At 64.0% G+C, this 19,466-nt stretch carries 23 protein-coding genes and 1 pseudogene; 11 read left to right on the plus strand and 13 right to left on the minus strand.

What is annotated here, in order from left to right:
* Positions 1-51 precede the first annotated feature (51 nt).
* Positions 52-1,047 (plus strand): aldo/keto reductase, encoded by a 996-nt coding sequence (locus EN862_RS25810; protein WP_127866319.1) that lies wholly within the window; start codon positions 52-54, stop codon positions 1,045-1,047.
* Positions 1,048-1,283: 236 nt separating this feature from the next.
* On the opposite strand, the gene EN862_RS25820 is transcribed toward EN862_RS25810, so the two are convergent.
* From EN862_RS25820 to infC, 8 genes are all read right to left on the minus strand, one after another.
* Complete coding sequence (locus EN862_RS25820; protein WP_127866320.1) at positions 1,284-1,886, minus strand: nucleotidyltransferase family protein; 603 nt, start codon at positions 1,884-1,886, stop codon at positions 1,284-1,286.
* Between the two features lie 39 nt (positions 1,887-1,925).
* On the minus strand, positions 1,926-4,334 hold the full coding sequence (pheT, locus tag EN862_RS25825; protein ID WP_127866321.1) for a phenylalanine--tRNA ligase subunit beta: 2,409 nt from the start codon (positions 4,332-4,334) through the stop codon (positions 1,926-1,928).
* On the minus strand, positions 4,331-4,768 hold the full coding sequence (locus EN862_RS25830) for a GFA family protein (RefSeq protein ID WP_127866322.1): 438 nt from the start codon (positions 4,766-4,768) through the stop codon (positions 4,331-4,333). The genes pheT and EN862_RS25830 overlap by 4 nt, the downstream gene beginning before the upstream one ends.
* Complete coding sequence (pheS, locus tag EN862_RS25835) at positions 4,765-5,862, minus strand: phenylalanine--tRNA ligase subunit alpha (protein WP_127866323.1); 1,098 nt, start codon at positions 5,860-5,862, stop codon at positions 4,765-4,767. The genes EN862_RS25830 and pheS overlap by 4 nt, the downstream gene beginning before the upstream one ends.
* 158 nt (positions 5,863-6,020) lie before the next feature.
* Complete coding sequence (gene rplT / locus EN862_RS25840; protein WP_071100686.1) at positions 6,021-6,422, minus strand: 50S ribosomal protein L20; 402 nt, start codon at positions 6,420-6,422, stop codon at positions 6,021-6,023.
* Positions 6,423-6,459: 37 nt separating this feature from the next.
* On the minus strand, positions 6,460-6,663 hold the full coding sequence (gene rpmI, locus EN862_RS25845) for a 50S ribosomal protein L35 (RefSeq protein WP_027166935.1): 204 nt from the start codon (positions 6,661-6,663) through the stop codon (positions 6,460-6,462).
* 328 nt (positions 6,664-6,991) lie between these two features.
* Positions 6,992-7,639, minus strand: coding sequence for an isoprenylcysteine carboxylmethyltransferase family protein (locus EN862_RS25850; RefSeq protein WP_127866324.1), 648 nt, complete (start codon positions 7,637-7,639; stop codon positions 6,992-6,994).
* Between the two features lie 120 nt (positions 7,640-7,759).
* The gene (gene infC, locus EN862_RS25855) at positions 7,760-8,296 is read right to left on the minus strand and encodes a translation initiation factor IF-3 (RefSeq protein ID WP_112128992.1); all 537 of its coding nucleotides are present in this window, start codon (positions 8,294-8,296) and stop codon (positions 7,760-7,762) included.
* Positions 8,297-8,513: 217 nt separating this feature from the next.
* On the opposite strand from infC, the gene EN862_RS25860 reads away from it, so the two are divergent.
* The 4 genes from EN862_RS25860 to EN862_RS25875 all read left to right on the plus strand — a co-directional run bounded on the left by EN862_RS25860 (position 8,514) and on the right by EN862_RS25875 (position 11,903).
* Entirely contained in the window at positions 8,514-9,284 is a 771-nt protein-coding gene (locus tag EN862_RS25860) for an alpha/beta hydrolase (RefSeq protein ID WP_127866325.1), read from the plus strand.
* 2 nt (positions 9,285-9,286) lie between these two features.
* Positions 9,287-10,429, plus strand: coding sequence for a benzoate/H(+) symporter BenE family transporter (locus tag EN862_RS25865; RefSeq protein ID WP_127866326.1), 1,143 nt, complete (start codon positions 9,287-9,289; stop codon positions 10,427-10,429).
* 115 nt (positions 10,430-10,544) lie between these two features.
* On the plus strand, positions 10,545-11,024 hold the full coding sequence (locus EN862_RS25870) for a DUF2852 domain-containing protein (RefSeq protein WP_127866327.1): 480 nt from the start codon (positions 10,545-10,547) through the stop codon (positions 11,022-11,024).
* Positions 11,025-11,144: 120 nt separating this feature from the next.
* Positions 11,145-11,903 carry a M48 family metallopeptidase gene (locus EN862_RS25875; protein WP_127866328.1) on the plus strand — a complete coding sequence of 253 codons (759 nt, stop codon included), beginning with the start codon at positions 11,145-11,147 and terminating at the stop codon, positions 11,901-11,903.
* A 323-nt stretch (positions 11,904-12,226) separates the two neighbouring features.
* Here EN862_RS25875 and EN862_RS25880 read toward each other — a convergent pair whose 3' ends face one another.
* Positions 12,227-12,442, minus strand: coding sequence for a hypothetical protein (locus EN862_RS25880; protein WP_112128996.1), 216 nt, complete (start codon positions 12,440-12,442; stop codon positions 12,227-12,229).
* A 110-nt stretch (positions 12,443-12,552) separates the two neighbouring features.
* On the opposite strand from EN862_RS25880, the gene EN862_RS25885 reads away from it, so the two are divergent.
* The 6 genes from EN862_RS25885 to EN862_RS25910 all read left to right on the plus strand — a co-directional run bounded on the left by EN862_RS25885 (position 12,553) and on the right by EN862_RS25910 (position 18,201).
* Positions 12,553-13,212 (plus strand): phosphoribosylanthranilate isomerase, encoded by a 660-nt coding sequence (locus tag EN862_RS25885; RefSeq protein WP_127866329.1) that lies wholly within the window; start codon positions 12,553-12,555, stop codon positions 13,210-13,212.
* 26 nt (positions 13,213-13,238) lie between these two features.
* Positions 13,239-14,459, plus strand: coding sequence for a tryptophan synthase subunit beta (gene trpB / locus EN862_RS25890; RefSeq protein WP_127866330.1), 1,221 nt, complete (start codon positions 13,239-13,241; stop codon positions 14,457-14,459).
* A 2-nt stretch (positions 14,460-14,461) separates the two neighbouring features.
* Positions 14,462-15,301, plus strand: a complete 840-nt coding sequence (gene trpA, locus EN862_RS25895; protein WP_127866331.1) for a tryptophan synthase subunit alpha — start codon at positions 14,462-14,464, stop codon at positions 15,299-15,301.
* 39 nt (positions 15,302-15,340) lie between these two features.
* The gene (gene accD, locus EN862_RS25900; protein WP_127866332.1) at positions 15,341-16,267 is read left to right on the plus strand and encodes an acetyl-CoA carboxylase, carboxyltransferase subunit beta; all 927 of its coding nucleotides are present in this window, start codon (positions 15,341-15,343) and stop codon (positions 16,265-16,267) included.
* 136 nt (positions 16,268-16,403) lie between these two features.
* A complete protein-coding gene (locus EN862_RS25905) occupies positions 16,404-17,729 on the plus strand; it encodes a folylpolyglutamate synthase/dihydrofolate synthase family protein (protein WP_127866333.1) in 1,326 nt (441 codons plus the stop codon).
* A 52-nt stretch (positions 17,730-17,781) separates the two neighbouring features.
* Positions 17,782-18,201, plus strand: a complete 420-nt coding sequence (locus EN862_RS25910) for a VOC family protein (protein ID WP_127866334.1) — start codon at positions 17,782-17,784, stop codon at positions 18,199-18,201.
* A 12-nt stretch (positions 18,202-18,213) separates the two neighbouring features.
* Here EN862_RS25910 and EN862_RS25915 read toward each other — a convergent pair whose 3' ends face one another.
* The 4 genes and pseudogenes from EN862_RS25915 to EN862_RS25930 form a co-directional block, all read right to left on the minus strand.
* The gene (locus tag EN862_RS25915) at positions 18,214-18,627 is read right to left on the minus strand and encodes a type II toxin-antitoxin system VapC family toxin (RefSeq protein WP_127306389.1); all 414 of its coding nucleotides are present in this window, start codon (positions 18,625-18,627) and stop codon (positions 18,214-18,216) included.
* Complete coding sequence (locus EN862_RS25920) at positions 18,624-18,872, minus strand: plasmid stabilization protein (RefSeq protein ID WP_127306390.1); 249 nt, start codon at positions 18,870-18,872, stop codon at positions 18,624-18,626. The genes EN862_RS25915 and EN862_RS25920 overlap by 4 nt, the downstream gene beginning before the upstream one ends.
* A 77-nt stretch (positions 18,873-18,949) precedes the next feature.
* Complete coding sequence (locus EN862_RS25925; protein WP_071031874.1) at positions 18,950-19,231, minus strand: cupin domain-containing protein; 282 nt, start codon at positions 19,229-19,231, stop codon at positions 18,950-18,952.
* Positions 19,232-19,371: 140 nt separating this feature from the next.
* A pseudogene (locus tag EN862_RS25930) lies at positions 19,372-19,466 on the minus strand (IS3 family transposase); the annotation flags it as partial.

Genomic DNA, 19,466 nt, shown 5'->3' on the forward strand with positions numbered 1-19,466 from the left:
GAACGGACTGCAAGGCCTTATGTCCTGCCCATCGCAACAAGGAGATGCGCCATGCAAACCCGTAAACTCGGGACTGAACTCGAAGTCTTTCCCGTCGGCCTCGGCTGCATGGGCATGAGCTTCGCCTATGGCGGCCAGCCGGAGGCTGAATCGATCGCCACGCTGCGCCGTGCCGTCGAAATCGGCGTGACTTTTTTCGACACGGCCGAAGTCTATGGTCCGTTCGAGAACGAAATCCTGCTCGGCAAGGCGCTGAAGCCGGTGCGCGACAAGGTGACCATCGCCACCAAATTCGGCTTCAAGATTTCCGAGCACGGCTCGGGTACCGACCGTATTGTCGGCGTCGACAGCTGCCCCGAGCACGTCAAGGCGGTAGCGGAAGCCTCGCTGAAGCGGCTCGATACCGACGTGATCGACCTCTATTACCAGCACCGCGTCGACCCCAACGTGCCGATCGAGGACACGGTCGGCGCCATGGCCGAGCTGGTGCGCGAGGGCAAGGTGCGGGCACTGGGCCTGTCGGAGGTGAGCGCTGCCACGCTGCGCCGCGCGCATGCCGTGCATCCGATCGCCGCGGTGCAGAGCGAATATTCGCTGTGGAGCCGCGATCCCGAGGACGAGATACTCGCTGTCTGCCGCGAGCTCGGCATCGGTTTCGTGCCCTACAGCCCGCTCGGCCGCGGCCTGCTCACCGGCACGATCGCCAAGCCTGACGTGCTCGGCGACGGCGACTGGCGCCGGTCGCTGCCGCGCTTCCAGGCCGAGGCGATGGAAGCCAACAACGCCGTCATCGCGATGCTGGAGAAAATGGCGGCGGAAAAGGGCGTGACGCCGGCGCAGCTGGCGCTCGCCTGGGTGCTGCACCAGGGCGATTTCATCGTGCCGATCCCGGGTGCTAGGAAGATACGGCACCTGGAGCAGAACACGGCGGCGGCCGGAATTGAGCTGAGTGCCGCCGAGGTTGCGGCGATCGGCGATGCATTGTCGCCGGATAAGGTGGTCGGCAAGCGCTATACGGAGGAATTGCTGGCGCTGGTGAATGGGTAAAGGTGAAAGGGGGCGCTTCGGCCTTCGTTGAGAGGTTAACGCGAGGCCCCCCTCTCTGGCCTGCCGGCCATCTCCCCCTCAAGGGGGGAGATTGGCAGCTTCGACGCCGGCGCTCCCTTTGCAACGTTGGCGATTAGCGAAAGCCGGCGTGACAGCTGATCTCCCCCCTTGAGGGGGAGATGCCCGGCAGGGCAGAGAGGGGGGCCTCGCGCCGACGTTTCTTATCTCTGCACCCTCTACCAAGGCACCACCTCAATCTCCGGCCAGCACGCCTGCGCCCGCTTCCCCTTCGCCTCATGCGTCCGCTGATTATCCAGCGCCCGGTTCGGCGTGATGCGAAACGAAAAAACATCATCCAGCCCAAACGGCGCCACCAACTCCAGCGCCCCATCAGCACCGAACCGCACCCCAATCGCATGCGTCTTCGACGCGAAATAGCTCACCGATTCGCTCGCACTCGCATATCTCGGGCATTCCTGCCCGAATTTCTGCGGATACCACAGATGCACCCGCGCCTGGTTGCGCACTTCGACCGGTAGCGGCAGCCCATCGAAATGCCGTGCCGCCTGGCGGATCACCGCGTCCTCGGCCTCATAAGAAAGGTCGGCGTCGTCGAAATAGAACAGGTCGACATCCTTGATGCCGTAGCCCGGCGGCTTGCCGGTCAGATGGTTCCACACGCTATTGTAGAGCGCGCCGGAGACCACCAGCCAGTCCGGCAGCGCAAGCGCCCGCACCCGCGCCAGCGTTTCGCCAAGCAGCGGGTCGGCCGCGACGATCCTGAGGAACGCCGCGCGCTGGACTTCGAAGGGCAGGCCAGAATAGCGGAGATGGCTCATCGCCCTTTGGAGGACGATTCGCCACCTGACGGCAATGCATTAGGCGCGCAGCACGCCGCCCGTCTGCTTGTTGACGTTCTCGACGATGCGTTTTGCGAGCGCCTCGAAATCCTCGTCGGTCAGCGTTTTTTCGACCGGCTGGATCGAGACCTCGATGGCGATTGACTTCTTGGCTTCGCCGAGCGATGCGCCCTCGAAGACGTCGAACACCGAAACGCCGGTGACCAGCTTCTTGTCGGCGGCCAAGGCCGCGCGCACCAACGTGCCGGCCTCGACAGTCTTGTCGACGACGAAGGCGAAGTCGCGCTTCACCGCCTGGAAGGGCGACAGTTCCAGCTTCGGCTTGGTGCGCGTCGGCTTGGCCTTCGGCTCCGGCACGGCGTCGACAAAAACCTCGAAGCCGCAGATCGGTCCCGAGGCGTCGAGCCCGTCCAGCGTCTTCGGATGGAACTCGCCGAAAGTGCCGAGCACGGTCTTCGGACCGAGCTTGATCGTGCCGGAGCGTCCCGGATGGTACCAGGCCGGGCCGCCCGGCTCGATCTGCAGCCGGTCGACCGGCGCGCCGCAGGCTTCGAGCGCCGCGATCGCGTCCGCCTTGGCGTCAAACACGCCGACCGGTCCGGCATTGCCGGCCCAGCTGCGCCCCGAACCTTCGAGCTTGGCGGTGCCGCGCCTGACACCGGCGGCAACGCGCCGCTGCTGGTCGGATGCATCCCCCTCATAGGTGCCCGACACCTCGAAAAGCGCCACGTCGCCGATGCCCTTGTCGGCATTGCGCTGCGCGGCCGCGATCAGCCCGGGCAATAGCGAGGGCCGCATGTCGGACATGTCGGCGGCGATCGGGTTGGCGAGCTTCAGCGACGTCTGGCCGCCGCCGAACAGCTCGGCGTGCTTTGCCGGGATGAACGACCAGGTGACGGCCTCCATCATGCCGCGCACGGCGAGCGCCCGCTTGGCCGCTCGGGTGCGCACCTGCAGCGTGGTCAGGATCTTGCCGTTGACGGCGTCATGCGAGGTGAGCGGCTGCGGCGCGATGTTGTCGACGCCGTGGATGCGCATCACCTCCTCGACCAGGTCGGCCTTGCCGTCGATGTCCGGCCGCCAGGACGGCACCTTCACCTTGACGACGTCGCCCGAGCCCTGCGGCTCGAAGCCGAGACGGGTCAGGATACCGAGTGCTTCTTCCCTCGGCACCTCGATGCCGGTCAGCCGCTTCACTTCCGACAGCGGGAAGGACACGACCATCGGCTTGTGGCCGGCATAGCCGGCAACCTCCATTTCGGACGGCGTGCCGCCGCAGAAATCGAGCACCAGCTTGGTCGCCAGCTCCACGCCCGGCACCATGAATTCGGGGTCGACGCCGCGTTCGAAGCGGTAGCGCGCGTCGGTAATGATGCCGAGCGTGCGGCCGGTGCGGGCGGTGGTGATCGGGTCCCAGAGCGCGGATTCGATCAGCACGTCGGTGGTGTTCTCGTCGCAGCCCGAATGCTCGCCGCCCATGATGCCGGCGATCGATTCGACGCCATTGTCATCGGCAATCACGCACATTTCCGGCGTCAGCGTATATTCGCGCCCGTCAAGCGCCAGCACCTTCTCGCCGTCCTTGGCGCGCCGCACGACGAGATTGCCGGCGACCTTCTTCGCGTCGAACACATGCAGCGGCCGGCCGCGGTCGAAGGTGACGTAATTGGTGATGTCGACCAGCGCGCTGATCGGCCGGAGCCCGATGGCGATCAGCCGCTGCTGCAGCCATTTCGGCGACGGGCCGTTCTTGACGCCCTTGACCAGCCTGAGCGCGAAGCCCGGGCAAAGCTCCGGCGCCTCGATCGTGACCTTGACCGGGCACAGGCCGTTGCCGGCATGCGGCATGATCGCGCCGCCGGTGAGCCGGCCGAGCCCGCTCGCCGCGAGGTCGCGCGCGATGCCGTAGACGCTGGTCGCGTCCGGGCGGTTGGGCGTCAAATTGATCTCGATCACCGGATCGTCGAGATGCGCGTAAGCCGCGAAGCTGGTGCCGACCGGCGCGTCTTCGGGCAAATCGATGATGCCGCTGTGCTCGTCCGACAGTTCCAGCTCACGTTCCGAGCACATCATGCCATGGCTTTCGACGCCGCGGATCTTGCCGACCGAGAGCGTCACGTCGATGCCCGGGATGTAGGTGCCGGGAGCGGCGAAGGCGCCGATCATTCCCGCGCGGGCATTCGGCGCGCCGCACACCACCTGCACCGGCGGCTTGCCGTCGCCGGTGTCGACGGTGAGCACCCGCAGCCGGTCGGCATCGGGATGCTGCACCGCCGTCAGCACCTTGGCGATGACGAAGGGTCTCAAGCCTGCCTTGTCGTCGACATGTTCGACTTCGAGGCCGATGGCGGTCAGCCGCTCCACGATCTCGGCAAGCGAGGCGTCGGTCTCGAGATGGTCCTTCAGCCAGGAGAGGGTGAATTTCATGGTTCTGTTCCGTTTTGTCCTTGCCCTTCTGGTCGGGGCACGCTGGTCTTCAGATGCCTGGGCAAATCGTCCGGCATGTGCAGGAAGGGCAGTTGCTCACGCACATAGGCATGCAGCGTCGGCTTGAAATAGGCCGGCATGTCCATGGCGCCGAGCATGAAATAGATCTTGTTGTCGAGCCGCTTATCGACATAGGCGATCGGCGAGCCACAGATGCCGCAGAAGGAACGCTCCACCGGGCCATTGCGGTAGCTTTTCAGCGACTTGCCTTCGAGCGCGACCTGATCGGCCAGGAAGCCGACAAAGGCCGACACCGGCGCACCGCTGGCGCGCCGGCAGTCGCCGCAATGGCAATAGCTGATATGGTGCGGCTCGGCCGAAGCCTCGAACCGCACCGCGCCGCAACGGCAGCCGCCGGTGTGAGGTGCCGTCATGCAGACAGCCCCCCGAACAATGTCGGCAGGTCGAGCGGCCTGAACCCGTAATGGCTGAGCCAGCGCACGTCGGCGTCGAAGAAGGCGCGCAGGTCCGGCATGCCGTATTTCAGCATGGCGATGCGATCGATGCCCATGCCCCAGGCAAAGCCCTGATACTCGTCGGGATCGAGCCCGCCGGCGCGCAGCACGTTGGGATGCACCATGCCGCAGCCCAGGATCTCCATCCAGTCGGAGCCTTCGCCGAAGCGCACCTCGCCCGGACGCGAGCGGTCGCACTGGATGTCCACCTCGAGGCTGGGCTCGGTGAACGGGAAGAAGGACGGACGGAAGCGCATCTTGACCGACGGCACCTCGAAGAAGGCCTTGCAGAACTCCTCCAGCACCCACTTCATGTTGGCGACATTGGCCGTCTTGTCGACCACCAGCCCCTCGACCTGATGGAACATCGGCGAGTGCGTGGCGTCCGAATCCTGCCGGTAGGTCTTGCCGGGGATGACGATGCGGATCGGCGGCTTCTGCCGCTCCATGGTGCGGATCTGCACGGGCGAGGTATGCGTGCGCAACAGCTTGCGCTCGCCCTTCTCGTCCGGCTGGAAGAAGAAGGTGTCGTGCATCTCGCGCGCCGGATGTCCCTCGGGGAAATTCAGCGCCGTGAAATTGTAATAGTCGGTCTCGATATCCGGGCCTTCGGCGATCGAGAAGCCGAGATCGCCGAAGATCGCCGCGATCTCGTCGATCACCTGGCTGATCGGATGGATGCGGCCGCGCTCGGCCGGCGACTGGCGCACAGGGAGCGTGACATCGACCTTCTCGGCGGCGAGCCGGGCGGCGATCGCCACATCCTTCAGCTCCGCCTTGCGCTGGGCGAGCGCCTCGGTGACGCGGTTCTTCAAACCGTTGATCGCCGGGCCCTTCACCTGCCGCTCCTCGGCGCTCATCGCGCCCAGCGTCTTCAGCATTTCGGAGACCGAGCCCTTCTTGCCCAGCGCCGAGACGCGCACCGCCTCGATTGCGGCCTCGTCCGAGGCCGCCGCGATCTCGGCAAGCAACGAAGCTTCCAGGGCTTCAAGATTTCCAGCGGTGGCGTTCACGGCGAAATTCTTTCTATTCGGTGGCGGGCGCCAGCGCGTCACGATTTTGGTAACGCGGGTGCCATTTTGGTTACATCGGGGGCCAAAAAAGAACCCGCGCCAGCCGTGCCAGCGCGGGTTCCCCAAATCAGTACTAGAAATGCTTGGGAAGCGCTGGCTTAGGCGACAGCGCTCTCAAAAGCATTCGGCGTGGTGTTCTTCAGATATTCGAGCGCAACCTTGGCCTTGGCGACCAGCGCGGCGAAAGCCTGCGGCTCGTGGATGGCCATGTCCGAAAGGATCTTGCGGTCGATCTCGATGCCGGCCTTGTTGAGGCCGTCGATGAAGCGGCCATAGGTCAGGCCGTGCTCATGCACCGCCGCGTTGATGCGCTGGATCCACAGCGCGCGGAACGAGCGCTTGCGGTTCTTGCGGTCGCGGTAGGCGTACTGCAGCGACTTTTCCACCGCCTGCTTGGCGATGCGGATGGTGTTCTTGCGGCGGCCGTAGAAACCCTTGGCGGCTTTCAGGACCTTCTTGTGCTTGGCGTGGGCGGTAACGCCTCTCTTTACGCGTGCCATGTCATGATCTCCTTAAAACGTTGTCCAAGCCGAGGGATTAGAGGCCGTTCGGCAGAAAATTCTTGATGACCTTCTTGCCGTCCGGTTCAGCCAGAACCATCGTGCCGCGGGCATCGCGAATGAACTTGTTGGAACGCTTGATCATGCCGTGGCGCTTGCCGGCGGCAGCCGACAGCACCTTGCCGGTGGCAGTAATCTTGAACCGCTTCTTGGCGGCCGATTTGGTCTTCATCTTGGGCATTTTGCTACTCCGTATTGGTGGCGCACCATCGCGCTTCTTTTCTCGCTTCGGGCCGACCAAAGCCCGAAAAGCAAATGAAACCGCCACGGCATGCCCTGCCGGGCGGTTTTCTTGGAACGGCGGTCCTATAGATCAAAGACGGCCCGGGTGCAACACCTCAACCGATGCGACGCGGTGTCCCGCTGGGTAGGGTGGTTGAGATTCAGGTCAGGCCGAGTCGAGAATGGTGGTTTCCGAGAACCGGAGCGGAGCGTACTTAAAGTACGTGAGCACCGGAAGCGCAAGAAGCCGCCGTTCGCAGGCCGGCCTCACCTGAATATCAGCCACCCTACGGCAGCGTGAACCACACCGGCAGCACTCCAGTTTGCTGCGCGCCGTCGATCAGCTCGAAGGCCGGCAGCGCCACCAGGAACACCAGGCCGTCGAGCAGCGTGTTCAACAGCAGGCGCGGCCTGAAGCTGCCGGTGTCGCCCTCCTGATAGAGCGAAAGGTTCGGGAAGAAGCGCGGCACCTTGGCAAGATAGGCCGCATAAGGGGCGCCAAGAACTTCCTTCAGATAGCGCTCCTCGCGCAGGATGACGATGTGGAACGCGCCGGCGCACAGCAGCGCAAAGAGAATGATGCCTGAAAACGAGCCGATCTGCGCGCCGACGCCGGCGGCGGCCACCGTCGAGAACAGATAGAGCGGGTTGCGGGTGATCGAATAGGGCCCGCCGGTGACCACTTCGGAGGATTTGCGCCCGCCGATATAGAGCGTCGACCACAGCCGCCCGACTATGCCGAGGAAGATCAGAAGCACGCCGAACATCTCGATCGACTCGTGCACGGGCGTGTTCGGCGGAAAAGTCGACTGGCCGAACAGAAGCGCGGCAAACAGCACCACGATCAGAACGGCCAGCACGAGGCGGCGCATATGCTGATAGCCACCGAGACCCGGCGTTCGCCGAGCAGGCTTGGACTTCACTTCATCGGCCATGAGGAAAAACCCGATCGTTTACTCGCGATCGCGAAGCGATCGTCGATTTGCCCGCGATCGGATAGAAAACAGGCGTCCCGCCGATCGTCGGGACGCCCTGCACTATGATTTTGGCGGGATTTAGCGCGGCGCCAGAACCATCATCATCTGGCGGCCCTCGAGCTTCGGCTCCGCCTCGACCTTGGCGATCGTCGACACTTCCTCGCGCACCTTGTTCAGAAGCTGCATGCCGAGCTCCATATGCGCCATCTCGCGGCCGCGGAAGCGCAGCGTCAGCTTGACCTTATCGCCTTCCTCGAAGAAGCGCCGCACCGCCTTCATCTTGGTCTCGTAGTCATGACTGTCGATGTTCGGGCGCATCTTGATCTCCTTGATCTCGATGACCTTCTGGTTCTTGCGCGCTTCGGCCGCCTTCTTCTGGTTGGCGTATTTCAGCTTGCCGAGATCGAGGATCTTGACGACCGGCGGCACCGCATTGGGCGATATCTCGACGAGATCGAGCCCAGCCTCTTCGGCCAGCAGCAGCGCGTCGTTGATGGAAACATCGCCACGGTTCTGGCCGTCGGCGTCGATAAGCTGGACCCGGGGTACCCGGATGTCTCGATTGGAGCGCGGCCCGTCCTTGGTGGGTGCCGCTGCTTTGAAAGGTCTGCGAATGGTCGTGGTCTCCTCGGCCGTTTCGTTCAGGGTTTCTTCAGATGCGAAATAGGTGGACGCGCCTATGTGGTGAGCGCGCGGCCGGAGTCAATAGCATAGGCTGGTTGGAAAATCACCTGTCCGCTTGCCTTTACCTGCACCAAGCAAAGAAACGCCGCGAGCACTTTTCGTTGAACCACCGCCTGTGTCAAAAGACCGGCGGAAAGGACAAGCCCCCATGGCCGCCAGTGTTCCGGTTTTCATCGATGTGAACGGGTCGAGCATCGCTGTCAGGCAGGCGCCCGGCGCTGCGCCAGGCATCGTTTGGCTCGGCGGCTACAAGTCCGACATGCTGGGCACGAAGGCGGAGACGCTTGCCGCCTGGGCCGCTCACGAGGGCCACGCCTATCTGCGCCACGACTATTCCGGCCACGGCGAGTCGGGCGGCGAATTCGCCGACGGCACGATCTCCAGATGGCTGGCCGAGAGCCTTGCCGTCTTCCGCCGGTTCAGCCAGGGCAAACAGATCCTGGTCGGCTCCTCGATGGGGGCGTGGATTGCGCTGCGCATGGTGCAGGAATTGCGCCGGGCGGGCGACGACCGCGTGGCCGGTCTCGTGCTGCTTGCGCCGGCGCCTGACTTCACAATCGAGTTGATCGAACCGGTGCTGACCAAGGCACAGAAGCGCGATCTTTCGAAAAAGGGGTTTTTCGCCGAGCCGTCCGACTATTCGGACGAGCCTTATATCTACACCCGAGCGCTGATCGAGGACGGCCGCGCCAACCGGGTCATGACCGGACCGATCGACACGCACTGTCCGGTGCACATATTGCAGGGCCTTGCCGATCCGGACGTGCCGTCCAGCCATGCACTGAAGCTCGCATCGATGCTGCCCGCCGACGATGTGACGCTGTCGCTGATCCCCGATGGCGATCATCGCCTGTCCCGTCCCGCGGATCTCGGCATGCTGAAGCGCGCCGTCGCCGACATGGTCAGGCGGGCCGCCTGACCATGCGCATCTCCATCCCGATATCCGCCTTCGTCGCCGCGATCGTCGGCTTTGGCGGCACGCTGGCCCTCGTCATCGCCGCCGCCAAAGCGGTCGGCGCCACCCAGATCGAGACCGCGAGCGGCGTGACGGCGATCTGCCTGGCCATGACGATCGAATGCCTGTGGCTGTCCTGGCGCACGAAGATGCCGGTCATCACCGCCTGGTCGACGCCGGGTCTCGCGCTGATCGCGGCCTCCAGCGGTTTCACGATGCCGCAGGCCGTGGGCGCCTTCATGGTCACCGGTGTCCTTCTGGTCGCCACCGGCCTGTTCAAGCCGCTGACCCGGCTGATCGCGCAGATCCCGGCCTCGGTCGCGTCCGGCATGCTGGCCGGCATCCTGGTCAGCTTCGCCGTCAACGCGGTGAAGACCATTCCCGCCGATCCCTGGCTCATCCTGCCGCTGATCGCCGCCTTCTTCGTCATCCGCCTGTTCAATCCGGCTCTATCGGTGCTGGTGGTGCTGATCGGCGGCGGGCTTGCCGCTTTCCTCACCGGCCGCGTCGGCAGCCTGCCGGTGCCGGAACTGTCGACATTGACGTTCATTGCGCCGCAATTCACCGTTTCGGCGATCATCGGCCTTGCCCTGCCGCTCTATCTGGTAACCATGGCCTCGCAGAACCTTTCCGGCCTCGCGGTGCTGCGCGCCGCGGGCTACCACCCCGAACCCGGCCCCCTGATCGGCGTCACCGGCCTGTTCTCGCTGCTCTCGGCGCCGTTCGGCGCCGCGACCACCAATCTCGCTGCGATCTCGGCCGCAATCTGCACCGGCCCCGACGTCCATCCAGATCCGGCCGAGCGGTGGAAGACCGGGCCGTTCTACGCGCTCGCCTATCTCATCTTCGCGATCTTCGGCGCCTCGCTCGTGGCGATCTTCGCCGTTCTGCCGCAAAGCCTGATCGTGCTGGTCGCGGGGCTTGCCTTGACGGCGCCCCTGGCCAACGCGCTGTCGATAGCCCTTCATGACGCTGGCGACCGCATGCCGGCCACCGTCACCTTCGCCGTGACGGCTTCGGGGCTCACGCTCTTCGGCGTCGGCGCGGCATTTTGGGGGCTGGTTGCCGGAATGGCAGTGCTTTTCCTGGAAAAACTCAAAAAGCGATAATCATTTCAGATGCTTCGCCAGTTTTAGCCGGACTTGCCTTGAATCGCCGATTCCGCCTTCCCATTTCGATTCTACGCAGCCGGTTTGGCTGTCTCCAATGGAAGGATTGGGAGAAATGAATACGACTGCATTGATCCGTCCGGCCTGGACGCCGGCCACCATCGCGCTGATGGTCATCGGCTTCATGGTGTTCTGGCCGCTCGGCTTCGCCATGCTCGCCTACATCATCTGGGGCGACCGGCTGGAAGGGTTCAAGCGTGACGTCAACCGCGCGACCGACGGCATCTTCGCCGGCTGTCGCCGCGGCTCCGACAAGGCGGCCCGCTGGGGCCACGGCTCGGCCCGCACCGGCAACGTCGCCTTCGACGACTGGCGCGAGAAGGAACTGGAGCGCCTGGCCGAAGAGCGCCGCAAGCTCGACGAGATGTTGACCGAGTTCGACGACTACGCCCGCGAGCTGCGCCGCGCCAAGGACCAGGACGAATTCGACCGCTTCATGGCCCAGCGCAACAAGCATACCGCGCCGACCACCACCGACTCGGCCGACAAGCCCGCTTCCAAGCGCGGTAAGGGCACGAACCTGCTCGACGACTGAGGCCACGCGACAGGTCTCGGCATGATATGCGGCGTCGCATCTTGCGGCGCCGTTTCTTTTTTGTTCTCTTTGTAGCTTCCCTCCACTGGCCGTTTTTCTCGAATCGCGTATCGTCCAGCCATGACCCTCGGCTTCTTTCGCAATCTGACCAAGCCAAAGCCCACGCCTGTCGTGGAGCGCGAACATTGCGTCGCCGGCCGCACGCTGCCGCTGAAAATCGTCGAAAGCGCCAGGGCCAGGCGGCTCACTTTGCGCATCGATTCCGGCGGCCAGGGCCTGCGCGTCACCGTGCCGCCAGGCCTGCGCCGCGGCGAGGTGGAAAAATTCCTCGACCGCCACCAGGACTGGCTGGAGCAGCGTCTGGCCAAGGTGCCGACAAGGCCGCAGGTGCGGCCCGGCATAAAAATCCCAATCCGCGGCGTGCCGCATCGCATCGTGCATGAACCGTCGAAGCGCGGCACCGTCACCATCCTGCGCGACGATCGCGGCCCGCTGTTGGTCGTTCATGGCGAGCGCATCCATCTGCCGCGCCGCATCGCCGATTACCTCAAGCGCGAGGCCAAGAAGGAGATCGAGAGGCTGGTGGTCAAGCACACCGAGGCGATCGGCAAGCGCGCCAAGGCGATAAGGTACAAGGATACCTCCAGCCGCTGGGGGTCATGCACCTCGGAGGGCAATCTCTCCTTCTCCTGGCGCATCATGATGGCGCCGCCAGCGGTGATAAACTATCTGGTGGCACATGAGGTGGCGCATCTCAAGGAGATGAACCACGGCCCGAAATTTTGGAAGCTGTGCGAGAAGCTCTGCCCCGACACCGACCGCTGCAAGGACTGGCTGAAGCGGAATGGCGGGGCGCTGCAGGCTATTGTGTTCGAGTAGGGCAGCTGATGGCGCAATGCGAAGTACGCTGCCACTGCTAGCGCAAACGCCGGAGATTAGCCGAGCCATCTCAGCGTCGTCATCCTAGGGCGAAGTGAGGAGCGGAGCGACGAGCGCAGACCCTAGGATCCATGCCGCGACGTGCGAGCGCCGCAGCGGTTCAGAAGTCGCTTTGCATTGACGGTAGGCGCCTCGGAACGGCATTTTACTCTCAACCGCGGCACTCTTCGGCCGATGTAACGGCATGGATCCTAGGGTCTACGCGCCGCTTCGCGTCGCTCCGCCCTAGGATGACGAAGTTACGGTTGGCACCCTATGAACCTTCAATCATCGTTCGCCGCGTTCAATTCCTCCGGCCGCAACCCTTCCTCGATATGCGGCCAGGGCAGAAAATCCCGGTCGAAGGCATCGCTGCCGAAATACTCCAGAGCCCGGTGCGCCTCGGCGCCGTTGAAGGCGGCCTTGTCCATCAGATGCGCGATCACCTCGCGCGCCTGGGCGATCTTCTGCCTGAGTTCGGCAACGGTCCGGTCGGCCATGATTGTCCTGCTCCCGCCTGTGGTCCCGTTATGAAGGTAGCGTTTTCCGCCGCGCCGGCAACAGCATGCTTTTTCTCGACTCTTTTCCCGTTTCGTGCCAAGCCCGCGCAATGACGCTCGACATCAAGATCTGCGGATTGAAGACCGACGCCGCGATGGCTGCCGCCCTTGCCGGCGGCGCCAGCCATGTCGGCTTTATTTTCTTCCCCAAGAGCCCACGCTATGTCGAGCCGGCCGAGGCTGGCCGCCTGCGCGAAGCGGCGCGCGGCAAGGCCTTGGCGGTTGCCGTTACGGTCGACGCCGATGATGCCTTTCTCGACGAGATCGTCGCCAAGATGCAGCCGGACATGCTGCAGCTGCATGGTTCGGAAACGCCCGGGCGCGTGGCCGAGCTCAAGGCCCGCTATGGCCTGCCGGTCATGAAGGTGTTTTCCGTCAGCGAGGCAGCCGATATCGAGCGTATAAAGCCGTTCGTCGGGATTGCCGATCGTTTCATGTTCGACGCCAAGCCGCCGAAGGGATCGCAACTGCCGGGCGGCAACGGCGTCGCCTTCGACTGGCGCGTCCTTGCCGGCCTTGACGTCGGGCTCGATTACATGCTTTCCGGTGGGCTCAACGCCGCCAATATCGGCGATGCCCTGAGACTGGCCAACCCGCCTGGGATAGATATTTCGTCCGGCGTGGAAAGCGCTCCGGGCGTCAAGGATCCGGCGCTGATCGAGCAGTTTTTCCGGGCCGTCAGGGCCGCGCGCGACGACCGCGCCGCCTGAAGCACATTCACATTAGGAGAGCGGCGATGAACAAGCCGGCTATGCCCAATTCCTTCCGCACCGGACCCGACGAGCAGGGAATGTTCGGCATTTTCGGCGGCCGTTTCGTTGCCGAAACGCTGATGCCGCTGATCCTCGACCTCGAAGAGCAGTGGAACAAGGCCAAGAACGATCCGGAATTCAAGGCCGAGCTGCAGAACCTGTCGACCCACTATGCCGGACGGCCGTCGAAGCTTTATTTCGCCGAAGGGCTGACAAAGCATCTCGGCGGCGCCAAGGTCTATTTCAAGCGCGAGGACCTCAACCATACCGGCTCGCACAAGATCAACAACTGCCTCGGCCAGATCCTGCTCGCCAAGCGCATGGGCAAGAAGCGCATCATCGCGGAGACCGGCGCCGGCCAGCACGGCGTTGCCTCGGCCACCGTCGCGGCGCGTTTCGGCTATCCCTGCGTCGTCTACATGGGCGCCACCGATGTCGCCCGCCAGAGCCCCAACGTCTTCCGCATGAAGCTGCTCGGCGCCGAGGTGCGGCCGGTCACCGCCGGCCACGGCACGCTGAAGGACGCCATGAACGAGGCCCTGCGCGACTGGGTCACCAATGTCGAGGACACCTATTACCTGATCGGCACCGCCGCCGGCCCGCATCCCTATCCGGAGCTGGTGCGCGACTTCCAGTCGGTGATCGGCTCGGAAGCCCGCGCCCAGATGCTGGAGCAGGAAGGCCGGCTGCCGGACGTCATCATCGCCGCCGTCGGCGGCGGCTCCAACGCCATCGGTCTCTTCCATCCCTTCCTCGACGACAAGGATGTCCGCATCATCGGCATCGAGGCCGGCGGGCGCGGCCTCGATGGCGTCGAGCATTGCGCCTCGATGAATGCCGGCAAGCCCGGCGTGCTGCACGGCAACCGCACCTATCTGTTGCAGAACGCCGACGGCCAGATCCTCGACGGCCATTCGATCTCGGCCGGCCTCGATTATCCCGGCGTCGGTCCGGAGCACTCCTGGCTGCGCGATTCCGGCCGCGTCCAGTATGAGCCGATCCTCGACGACGAGGCGCTGGAGGCCTTCCAGCTCACCACCCGGGTCGAAGGCATCATCCCAGCGCTGGAATCGGCGCATGCCATCGCCCATGCGATGAAGATCGTGCCCAAGATGGACAAGGACCAGCTCGTCATCGTCAATCTGTCCGGCCGCGGCGACAAGGACGTGCATACGGTGGCCAACATGCTGGGCATGGAGATCTGACAATGACCACCCGCATCGACCGCCGCATGGCGAAGCTCAAGGCCGAGGGCCGTCCGGCCCTGGTCACCTACATCATGGGTGGCGACCCCGACTATGACACTTCGCTGTCGATCATGAAGGCGCTGCCCGCCTCCGGCAGCGACGTCATCGAGCTCGGCATGCCTTTCTCCGACCCGATGGCCGACGGTCCGGCGATCCAGGCGGCGGGTCTTCGGGCGCTGAAAGGCGGCCAGACGCTGGCCAGGACGCTGAAGATGGCGTCGGATTTCCGCGCCGGCGACGACGAGACGCCGATCGTGCTGATGGGCTATTACAATCCGATCTACATCTATGGCGTCGATCGCTTCCTCGCGGATGCCAAGGCAAGCGGCATCGACGGGCTGATCGTCGTCGATCTTCCGCCGGAGATGGACGAGGAGCTCTGCATTCCGGCGCTGAAGGCCGGCGTCAACTTCATCCGGCTGGCGACGCCGACCACCGACGACAAGCGCCTGCCCAAGGTTCTGGAGAACACCTCCGGCTTCGTCTATTACGTCTCGATGACCGGCATCACCGGCTCGGCGCTGGCCGACACCGCCAAGGTCTCGGCGGCGGTCACCCGCATCAAGGGCCATACGGCGTTGCCGGTCTGCGTCGGCTTCGGCGTCAAGACCGCCGAGCAGGCGCGTGTCATCGGCGCCTCGGCTGACGGCGTCGTGGTCGGCACGGCGATCGTCAACGCGATCGCCAATGTGCTGGGGCCAAAGGGCGAAAAGACGGCCGATCCGGCCGAAGCCGTCGCCACCCTGGTCAGCGGCCTTGCCCAGGGCGTCCGCGCGGCGCGCCTTGCTGCCGCCGAATAGTTTTCCTACCTCTTTCTCGTAGGTACAGGAGCCGAAGCGATGAACTGGATCACGAACTACGTTCGCCCGAAGATCAATTCGATGCTCGGCCGGCGCACCGACATGCCGGAAAACCTCTGGATCAAGGATCCCGAGACCGGCGAGATGATCTTCCACAAGGATCTCGAGTCCAACCAGTTCGTCATCCCGGCTTCCGGCCACCACATGAAGATCTCGGCCAGGGAGCGGCTGAAATACTTCTTCGACGACGGCAAATACGAGGTGCTGGAGAATCCCAAGGTCGTCCAGGACCCGCTGAAGTTCCGCGACGAGAAGCGCTACACCGACCGTCTGAAAGAAGCGAAGACGAAGACCGGCCTGGAAGACGCTATCCTCAACGCGGTTGGCACCATCGAAGGCCTTCCGGTGGTGGTCACCGTGCAGGACTTCGCCTTCATGGGCGGCTCACTCGGCATGGCCGCCGGTGAAGCCATCGTTCACGCCTTCGAGGTCGCGCTCCAGCGCAGGCGGCCGCTGATCCTGTTCGCCGCCTCCGGCGGCGCCCGCATGCAGGAAGGCATCTTGTCGCTGATGCAATTGCCGCGCACCACGGTCGGCGTCGACCGGCTGAAGGAAGCAGGCCTGCCCTATATCGTCGTGCTGACCAACCCCACCACGGGCGGCGTCACGGCTTCCTATGCCATGCTGGGCGACGTCCACATTGCCGAGCCCGGCGCGCTGATCGGCTTTGCCGGCCCGCGCGTCATCGAGCAGACCATTCGCGAAAAACTGCCCGACGGCTTCCAGCGCGCCGAATATCTGATGGAGCACGGCATGGTCGACATGGTCGTCTCGCGCCTCGAGATGCGCCAGACCATCGCACGGCTCCTGAAGATGCTGCTCAAGGTGCCGCAAGCCGAGAAGCCGCTGGAGCCGGAAATCCTGCCGCCGGCAGTGGTCAACGCCGAGGCGCGGCCGCAGGCCTGACGGGATATCGGCCCGACGCGACATCGTCGCCGCGAACCGCGATTTGCGCCTCGTCTTGCATGCTGTAGCCTCTGATTTGCGCATGGCCGTTCCGAAACCGATTCCCGGTTTCGGAAGCATGCGCTAGGATTCCACCATGACAACGCTCTCCGCCGAACGCGAAATCGAACATCTGATGACGCTGCATCCGAAAGGCTTCGACCTTTCGCTGGATCGCGTCACCCGGCTTCTCGAACGCCTCGGCAACCCGCAGGACCGGCTGCCGCCGGTCATCCACATCGCCGGCACCAATGGCAAGGGCTCCTGCGCCGCCTTCTCGCGCGCGCTGCTGGAGGCGGCGGGCCATCTCGTCCACGTCCACACGTCGCCGCATCTGGTGAACTGGCATGAGCGCTACCGGCTGGCGGCCGAAGGCGGCGGCAAGCTCGTCGAAGACGACATTTTCGCCGAGGCCATCGCCCGCGTCGCCGAGGCCAATCAAGGCCAGAAGATCACCGTTTTCGAGATTCTCACCGCCGTCACCTTCATCCTGTTTTCGGAGCATCCGGCGGAGGCGGCGATCATCGAGGTCGGCCTCGGCGGCCGTTTCGACGCCACCAACGTCATCAAGCGTCCAGCGGTTTCGGTGATCATGCCGATCTCGATGGACCACGAAGCCTATCTCGGCGACCGCGTCGAGCTGATCGCTGCCGAGAAGGCGGGCATCATGAAGCGCGGCTGCCCGGTGGTGATCGGCGCCCAGGAAAGCGACACCGCGCTTCAGGTGCTGATCGAGACGGCCGAGCGGCTGGATTGCCCGACCGTGATCTATGGCCAGGATTTCCTCGCTTTCGAGGAGAACGGCCGCATGGTCTACCAGGACGAGGACGGGTTGATGGACCTGCCTTTGCCGCGTCTGCCCGGGCGCCATCAATACGCCAACGCCGCCGCGGCGATCGCCGCCGTCAAGGCGGCCGGCTTCGAGATCGGCCATCGCGCCGCCGAGCGGGCGATGACCCATGTCGCCTGGCCGGCACGCATGCAGAAGCTGACGCAGGGCAAGCTGGCGGAGCTTGCGCCGAAAGGGTCCGACATCTGGCTGGACGGCGGCCACAATCCCGGCGCCGGCATCGTCATCGCCGAGGCGCTGGCCGAGCAGGAGGAGAAGAATCCGAGGCCGCTGGTGCTGATTTCCGGCATGATCAACACCAAGGACCAGACCGGCTATTTCAGTGCCTTCAAGGGGCTCGCCCGCCATGTTTACACCGTCCCGGTGACCAACAGCGATGCCGGCGTGCCGAACGACGAGCTGGCGTTGCGGGCCGAAGAAGCGGGCCTGTCGGCCGAGCCCGTCAGCTCCGTCGCCAGCGCGCTGATGCTGTTGCGCGACTCCTGGGACGGCCCGGCGCCGCGGATTCTCATCGGCGGCTCGCTCTATTTCGCTGGCGCCGTGCTGGCCGAAAACGGCACGCCGCCGACCTAAGGTCAGGTCGAGACAGCGCTGCGGATTCGGCGGGGGCCGAAAGGAACCAGCCATGATCAAAGTGAAGCAGCTCGCCCATGTCTGCATCTTCGCGCATGACCTGGAGGCGACGCGCTCCTTCTACCGCGACGTGCTTGGCATGGACACAAGGTTCAATTTCCTGCGCGACGGCAGGATTTTCGGCTTCTATCTCGACTGCGGCGGCCGCAGCCATGTCGAGGTCTTTGAAAAGCACGAGGCCAGCTACAGCGACCGCAACCAGATCAACCACTTCTGCCTGGAGGTGGAAGATATCGAGGCTGCGATCGCCCATATCCGATCGAAAGGCTTCGAGGTAACGCCGAAGAAGCTCGCCTGCGACGACACGTACCAAGCCTGGATCACCGATCCCAACGGCGTGAGGATCGAGCTCTTCGAATATACCGCCAAAAGCGCGCAGTTCGCCGGCGGCGATCGCGTCGCCGACTGGTGATCAAGGGGCAGCTCAGAAATCCCACGGTGAGATTAAATCAAGGCCAGCGGCGCTGAAGTCGCTCAGATTGCGTGTTGCCAGCCGACCGCCGTTGACGCGAGCGATTGCTGCAATCATGCCGTCGGGAGCCGACATGCCTCGGCCCTGGCGCTTGGCGGCTCCCATGATCTCGCCGTAAACCAGGGCAGCCTCTTCCGTCAGGCCAAAAATACGGTCGGCAAAGCGATGGCGCCACTGGGAAAGCCCTTGCTCCAGGCGGTTGGCGCGCTCGTCAGGCCGTATCTTTTGGATGCCAAAGGCGATTTCACCAATCGCCACAGTGGGAAGGGCAAGCTCCGCATCGTTCCGTACAAGCCAGGCCAAAACGGCTGCGTCGGGTGCCTTCTTGAGTGTCTCCGACATCACATTGGTATCCACGAAGATCAAAGTTCTGGCCCCGTGTGAACCTTGCGGTCTTCGCGGATGATTTTCTCCAGATCGATGTCGGTGCCATTCGCTGCCGCCAAGCGAGCGTAGAAGGTGGAGGCGGGTTCGCGTCCAGCTTCCCGAACCTCATAGGATTCAAGCGCGCGTTCGACCACATCGGCTATGGAGCGATTTTCTCGACGAGCAAGTCGGTGAGCAAGGTCCCGCGCCTTTGCGCTACGGACTGAGAGCTGAGGTTCGGCCATTTGAAACTCCGTATGACGGGAATATAGGCCAATTGATCTTAGCCATCAAGATGGCAGGTGATGGCTAGCCAACTCGCCTACTTCAGCTCGATCTCGATAAAGGCGTACTCGCCGTCATTGGCGTTGACGACGTCATGCTCGACGCCTTCCCTGCGGAAATAGGGCGCACCTTTCTTCATTTCGGCGAAGGACTCGCCGTCCTTGGTCACCAGCTTCACCTTGCCGTCCATCAGCGGCACCACGACATAGTCGTGGCCATGGCGGTGCCAGCCGGTGTTGGCGCCCGGTGCGAAGCGGTATTCGGTGACGATCACCCGCTCATTGTCGACATGGACTGTGGCCTTGGCTGTTCCGGTCATGGCGTTCTCCTTTCCTTGTAGAAGAGGAGATGGCGGGCGCGAACGTCAGGGCCAGGGCGCCATGAGCGATGGCGCCAAAGAAAGCCCGGCGCGGTGAACTGACCCCCGAAAGTTGGACGGTTCATTGAGCTGGGTAGGTTTAAGGGCTGGGTCCTGTATTGCACAGGGCTCAGCCCTTTCAGTTTCAATTTGATGCGGCGGTGGTTGTAATAGTCGATGTAGCGCTCGATGGCCT

The organism is Mesorhizobium sp. M2E.F.Ca.ET.219.01.1.1 (genome assembly GCF_004016445.2).
Taxonomy (GTDB): Bacteria; Pseudomonadota; Alphaproteobacteria; order Rhizobiales; family Rhizobiaceae; genus Mesorhizobium.

Coding starts and splice junctions, on each gene's coding strand:
- EN862_RS25850 (WP_127866324.1), bottom strand. CDS start 7,639: ATGGCCGATGAAGTGAAGTCCAAGCCTGCTCGGCGAACGCCGGGTCTC.
- EN862_RS25860 (WP_127866325.1), top strand. CDS start 8,514: ATGGCCGCCAGTGTTCCGGTTTTCATCGATGTGAACGGGTCGAGCATC.
- EN862_RS25910 (WP_127866334.1), top strand. CDS start 17,782: ATGATCAAAGTGAAGCAGCTCGCCCATGTCTGCATCTTCGCGCATGAC.
- EN862_RS25870 (WP_127866327.1), top strand. CDS start 10,545: ATGAATACGACTGCATTGATCCGTCCGGCCTGGACGCCGGCCACCATC.
- EN862_RS25920 (WP_127306390.1), bottom strand. CDS start 18,872: ATGGCCGAACCTCAGCTCTCAGTCCGTAGCGCAAAGGCGCGGGACCTT.
- pheT (WP_127866321.1), bottom strand. CDS start 4,334: ATGAAATTCACCCTCTCCTGGCTGAAGGACCATCTCGAGACCGACGCC.
- trpA (WP_127866331.1), top strand. CDS start 14,462: ATGACCACCCGCATCGACCGCCGCATGGCGAAGCTCAAGGCCGAGGGC.
- EN862_RS25905 (WP_127866333.1), top strand. CDS start 16,404: ATGACAACGCTCTCCGCCGAACGCGAAATCGAACATCTGATGACGCTG.
- EN862_RS25925 (WP_071031874.1), bottom strand. CDS start 19,231: ATGACCGGAACAGCCAAGGCCACAGTCCATGTCGACAATGAGCGGGTG.
- EN862_RS25880 (WP_112128996.1), bottom strand. CDS start 12,442: ATGGCCGACCGGACCGTTGCCGAACTCAGGCAGAAGATCGCCCAGGCG.
- EN862_RS25865 (WP_127866326.1), top strand. CDS start 9,287: ATGCGCATCTCCATCCCGATATCCGCCTTCGTCGCCGCGATCGTCGGC.
- rpmI (WP_027166935.1), bottom strand. CDS start 6,663: ATGCCCAAGATGAAGACCAAATCGGCCGCCAAGAAGCGGTTCAAGATT.
- EN862_RS25810 (WP_127866319.1), top strand. CDS start 52: ATGCAAACCCGTAAACTCGGGACTGAACTCGAAGTCTTTCCCGTCGGC.
- accD (WP_127866332.1), top strand. CDS start 15,341: ATGAACTGGATCACGAACTACGTTCGCCCGAAGATCAATTCGATGCTC.
- trpB (WP_127866330.1), top strand. CDS start 13,239: ATGAACAAGCCGGCTATGCCCAATTCCTTCCGCACCGGACCCGACGAG.
- EN862_RS25820 (WP_127866320.1), bottom strand. CDS start 1,886: ATGAGCCATCTCCGCTATTCTGGCCTGCCCTTCGAAGTCCAGCGCGCG.
- rplT (WP_071100686.1), bottom strand. CDS start 6,422: ATGGCACGCGTAAAGAGAGGCGTTACCGCCCACGCCAAGCACAAGAAG.
- EN862_RS25875 (WP_127866328.1), top strand. CDS start 11,145: ATGACCCTCGGCTTCTTTCGCAATCTGACCAAGCCAAAGCCCACGCCT.
- EN862_RS25885 (WP_127866329.1), top strand. CDS start 12,553: ATGACGCTCGACATCAAGATCTGCGGATTGAAGACCGACGCCGCGATG.
- EN862_RS25830 (WP_127866322.1), bottom strand. CDS start 4,768: ATGACGGCACCTCACACCGGCGGCTGCCGTTGCGGCGCGGTGCGGTTC.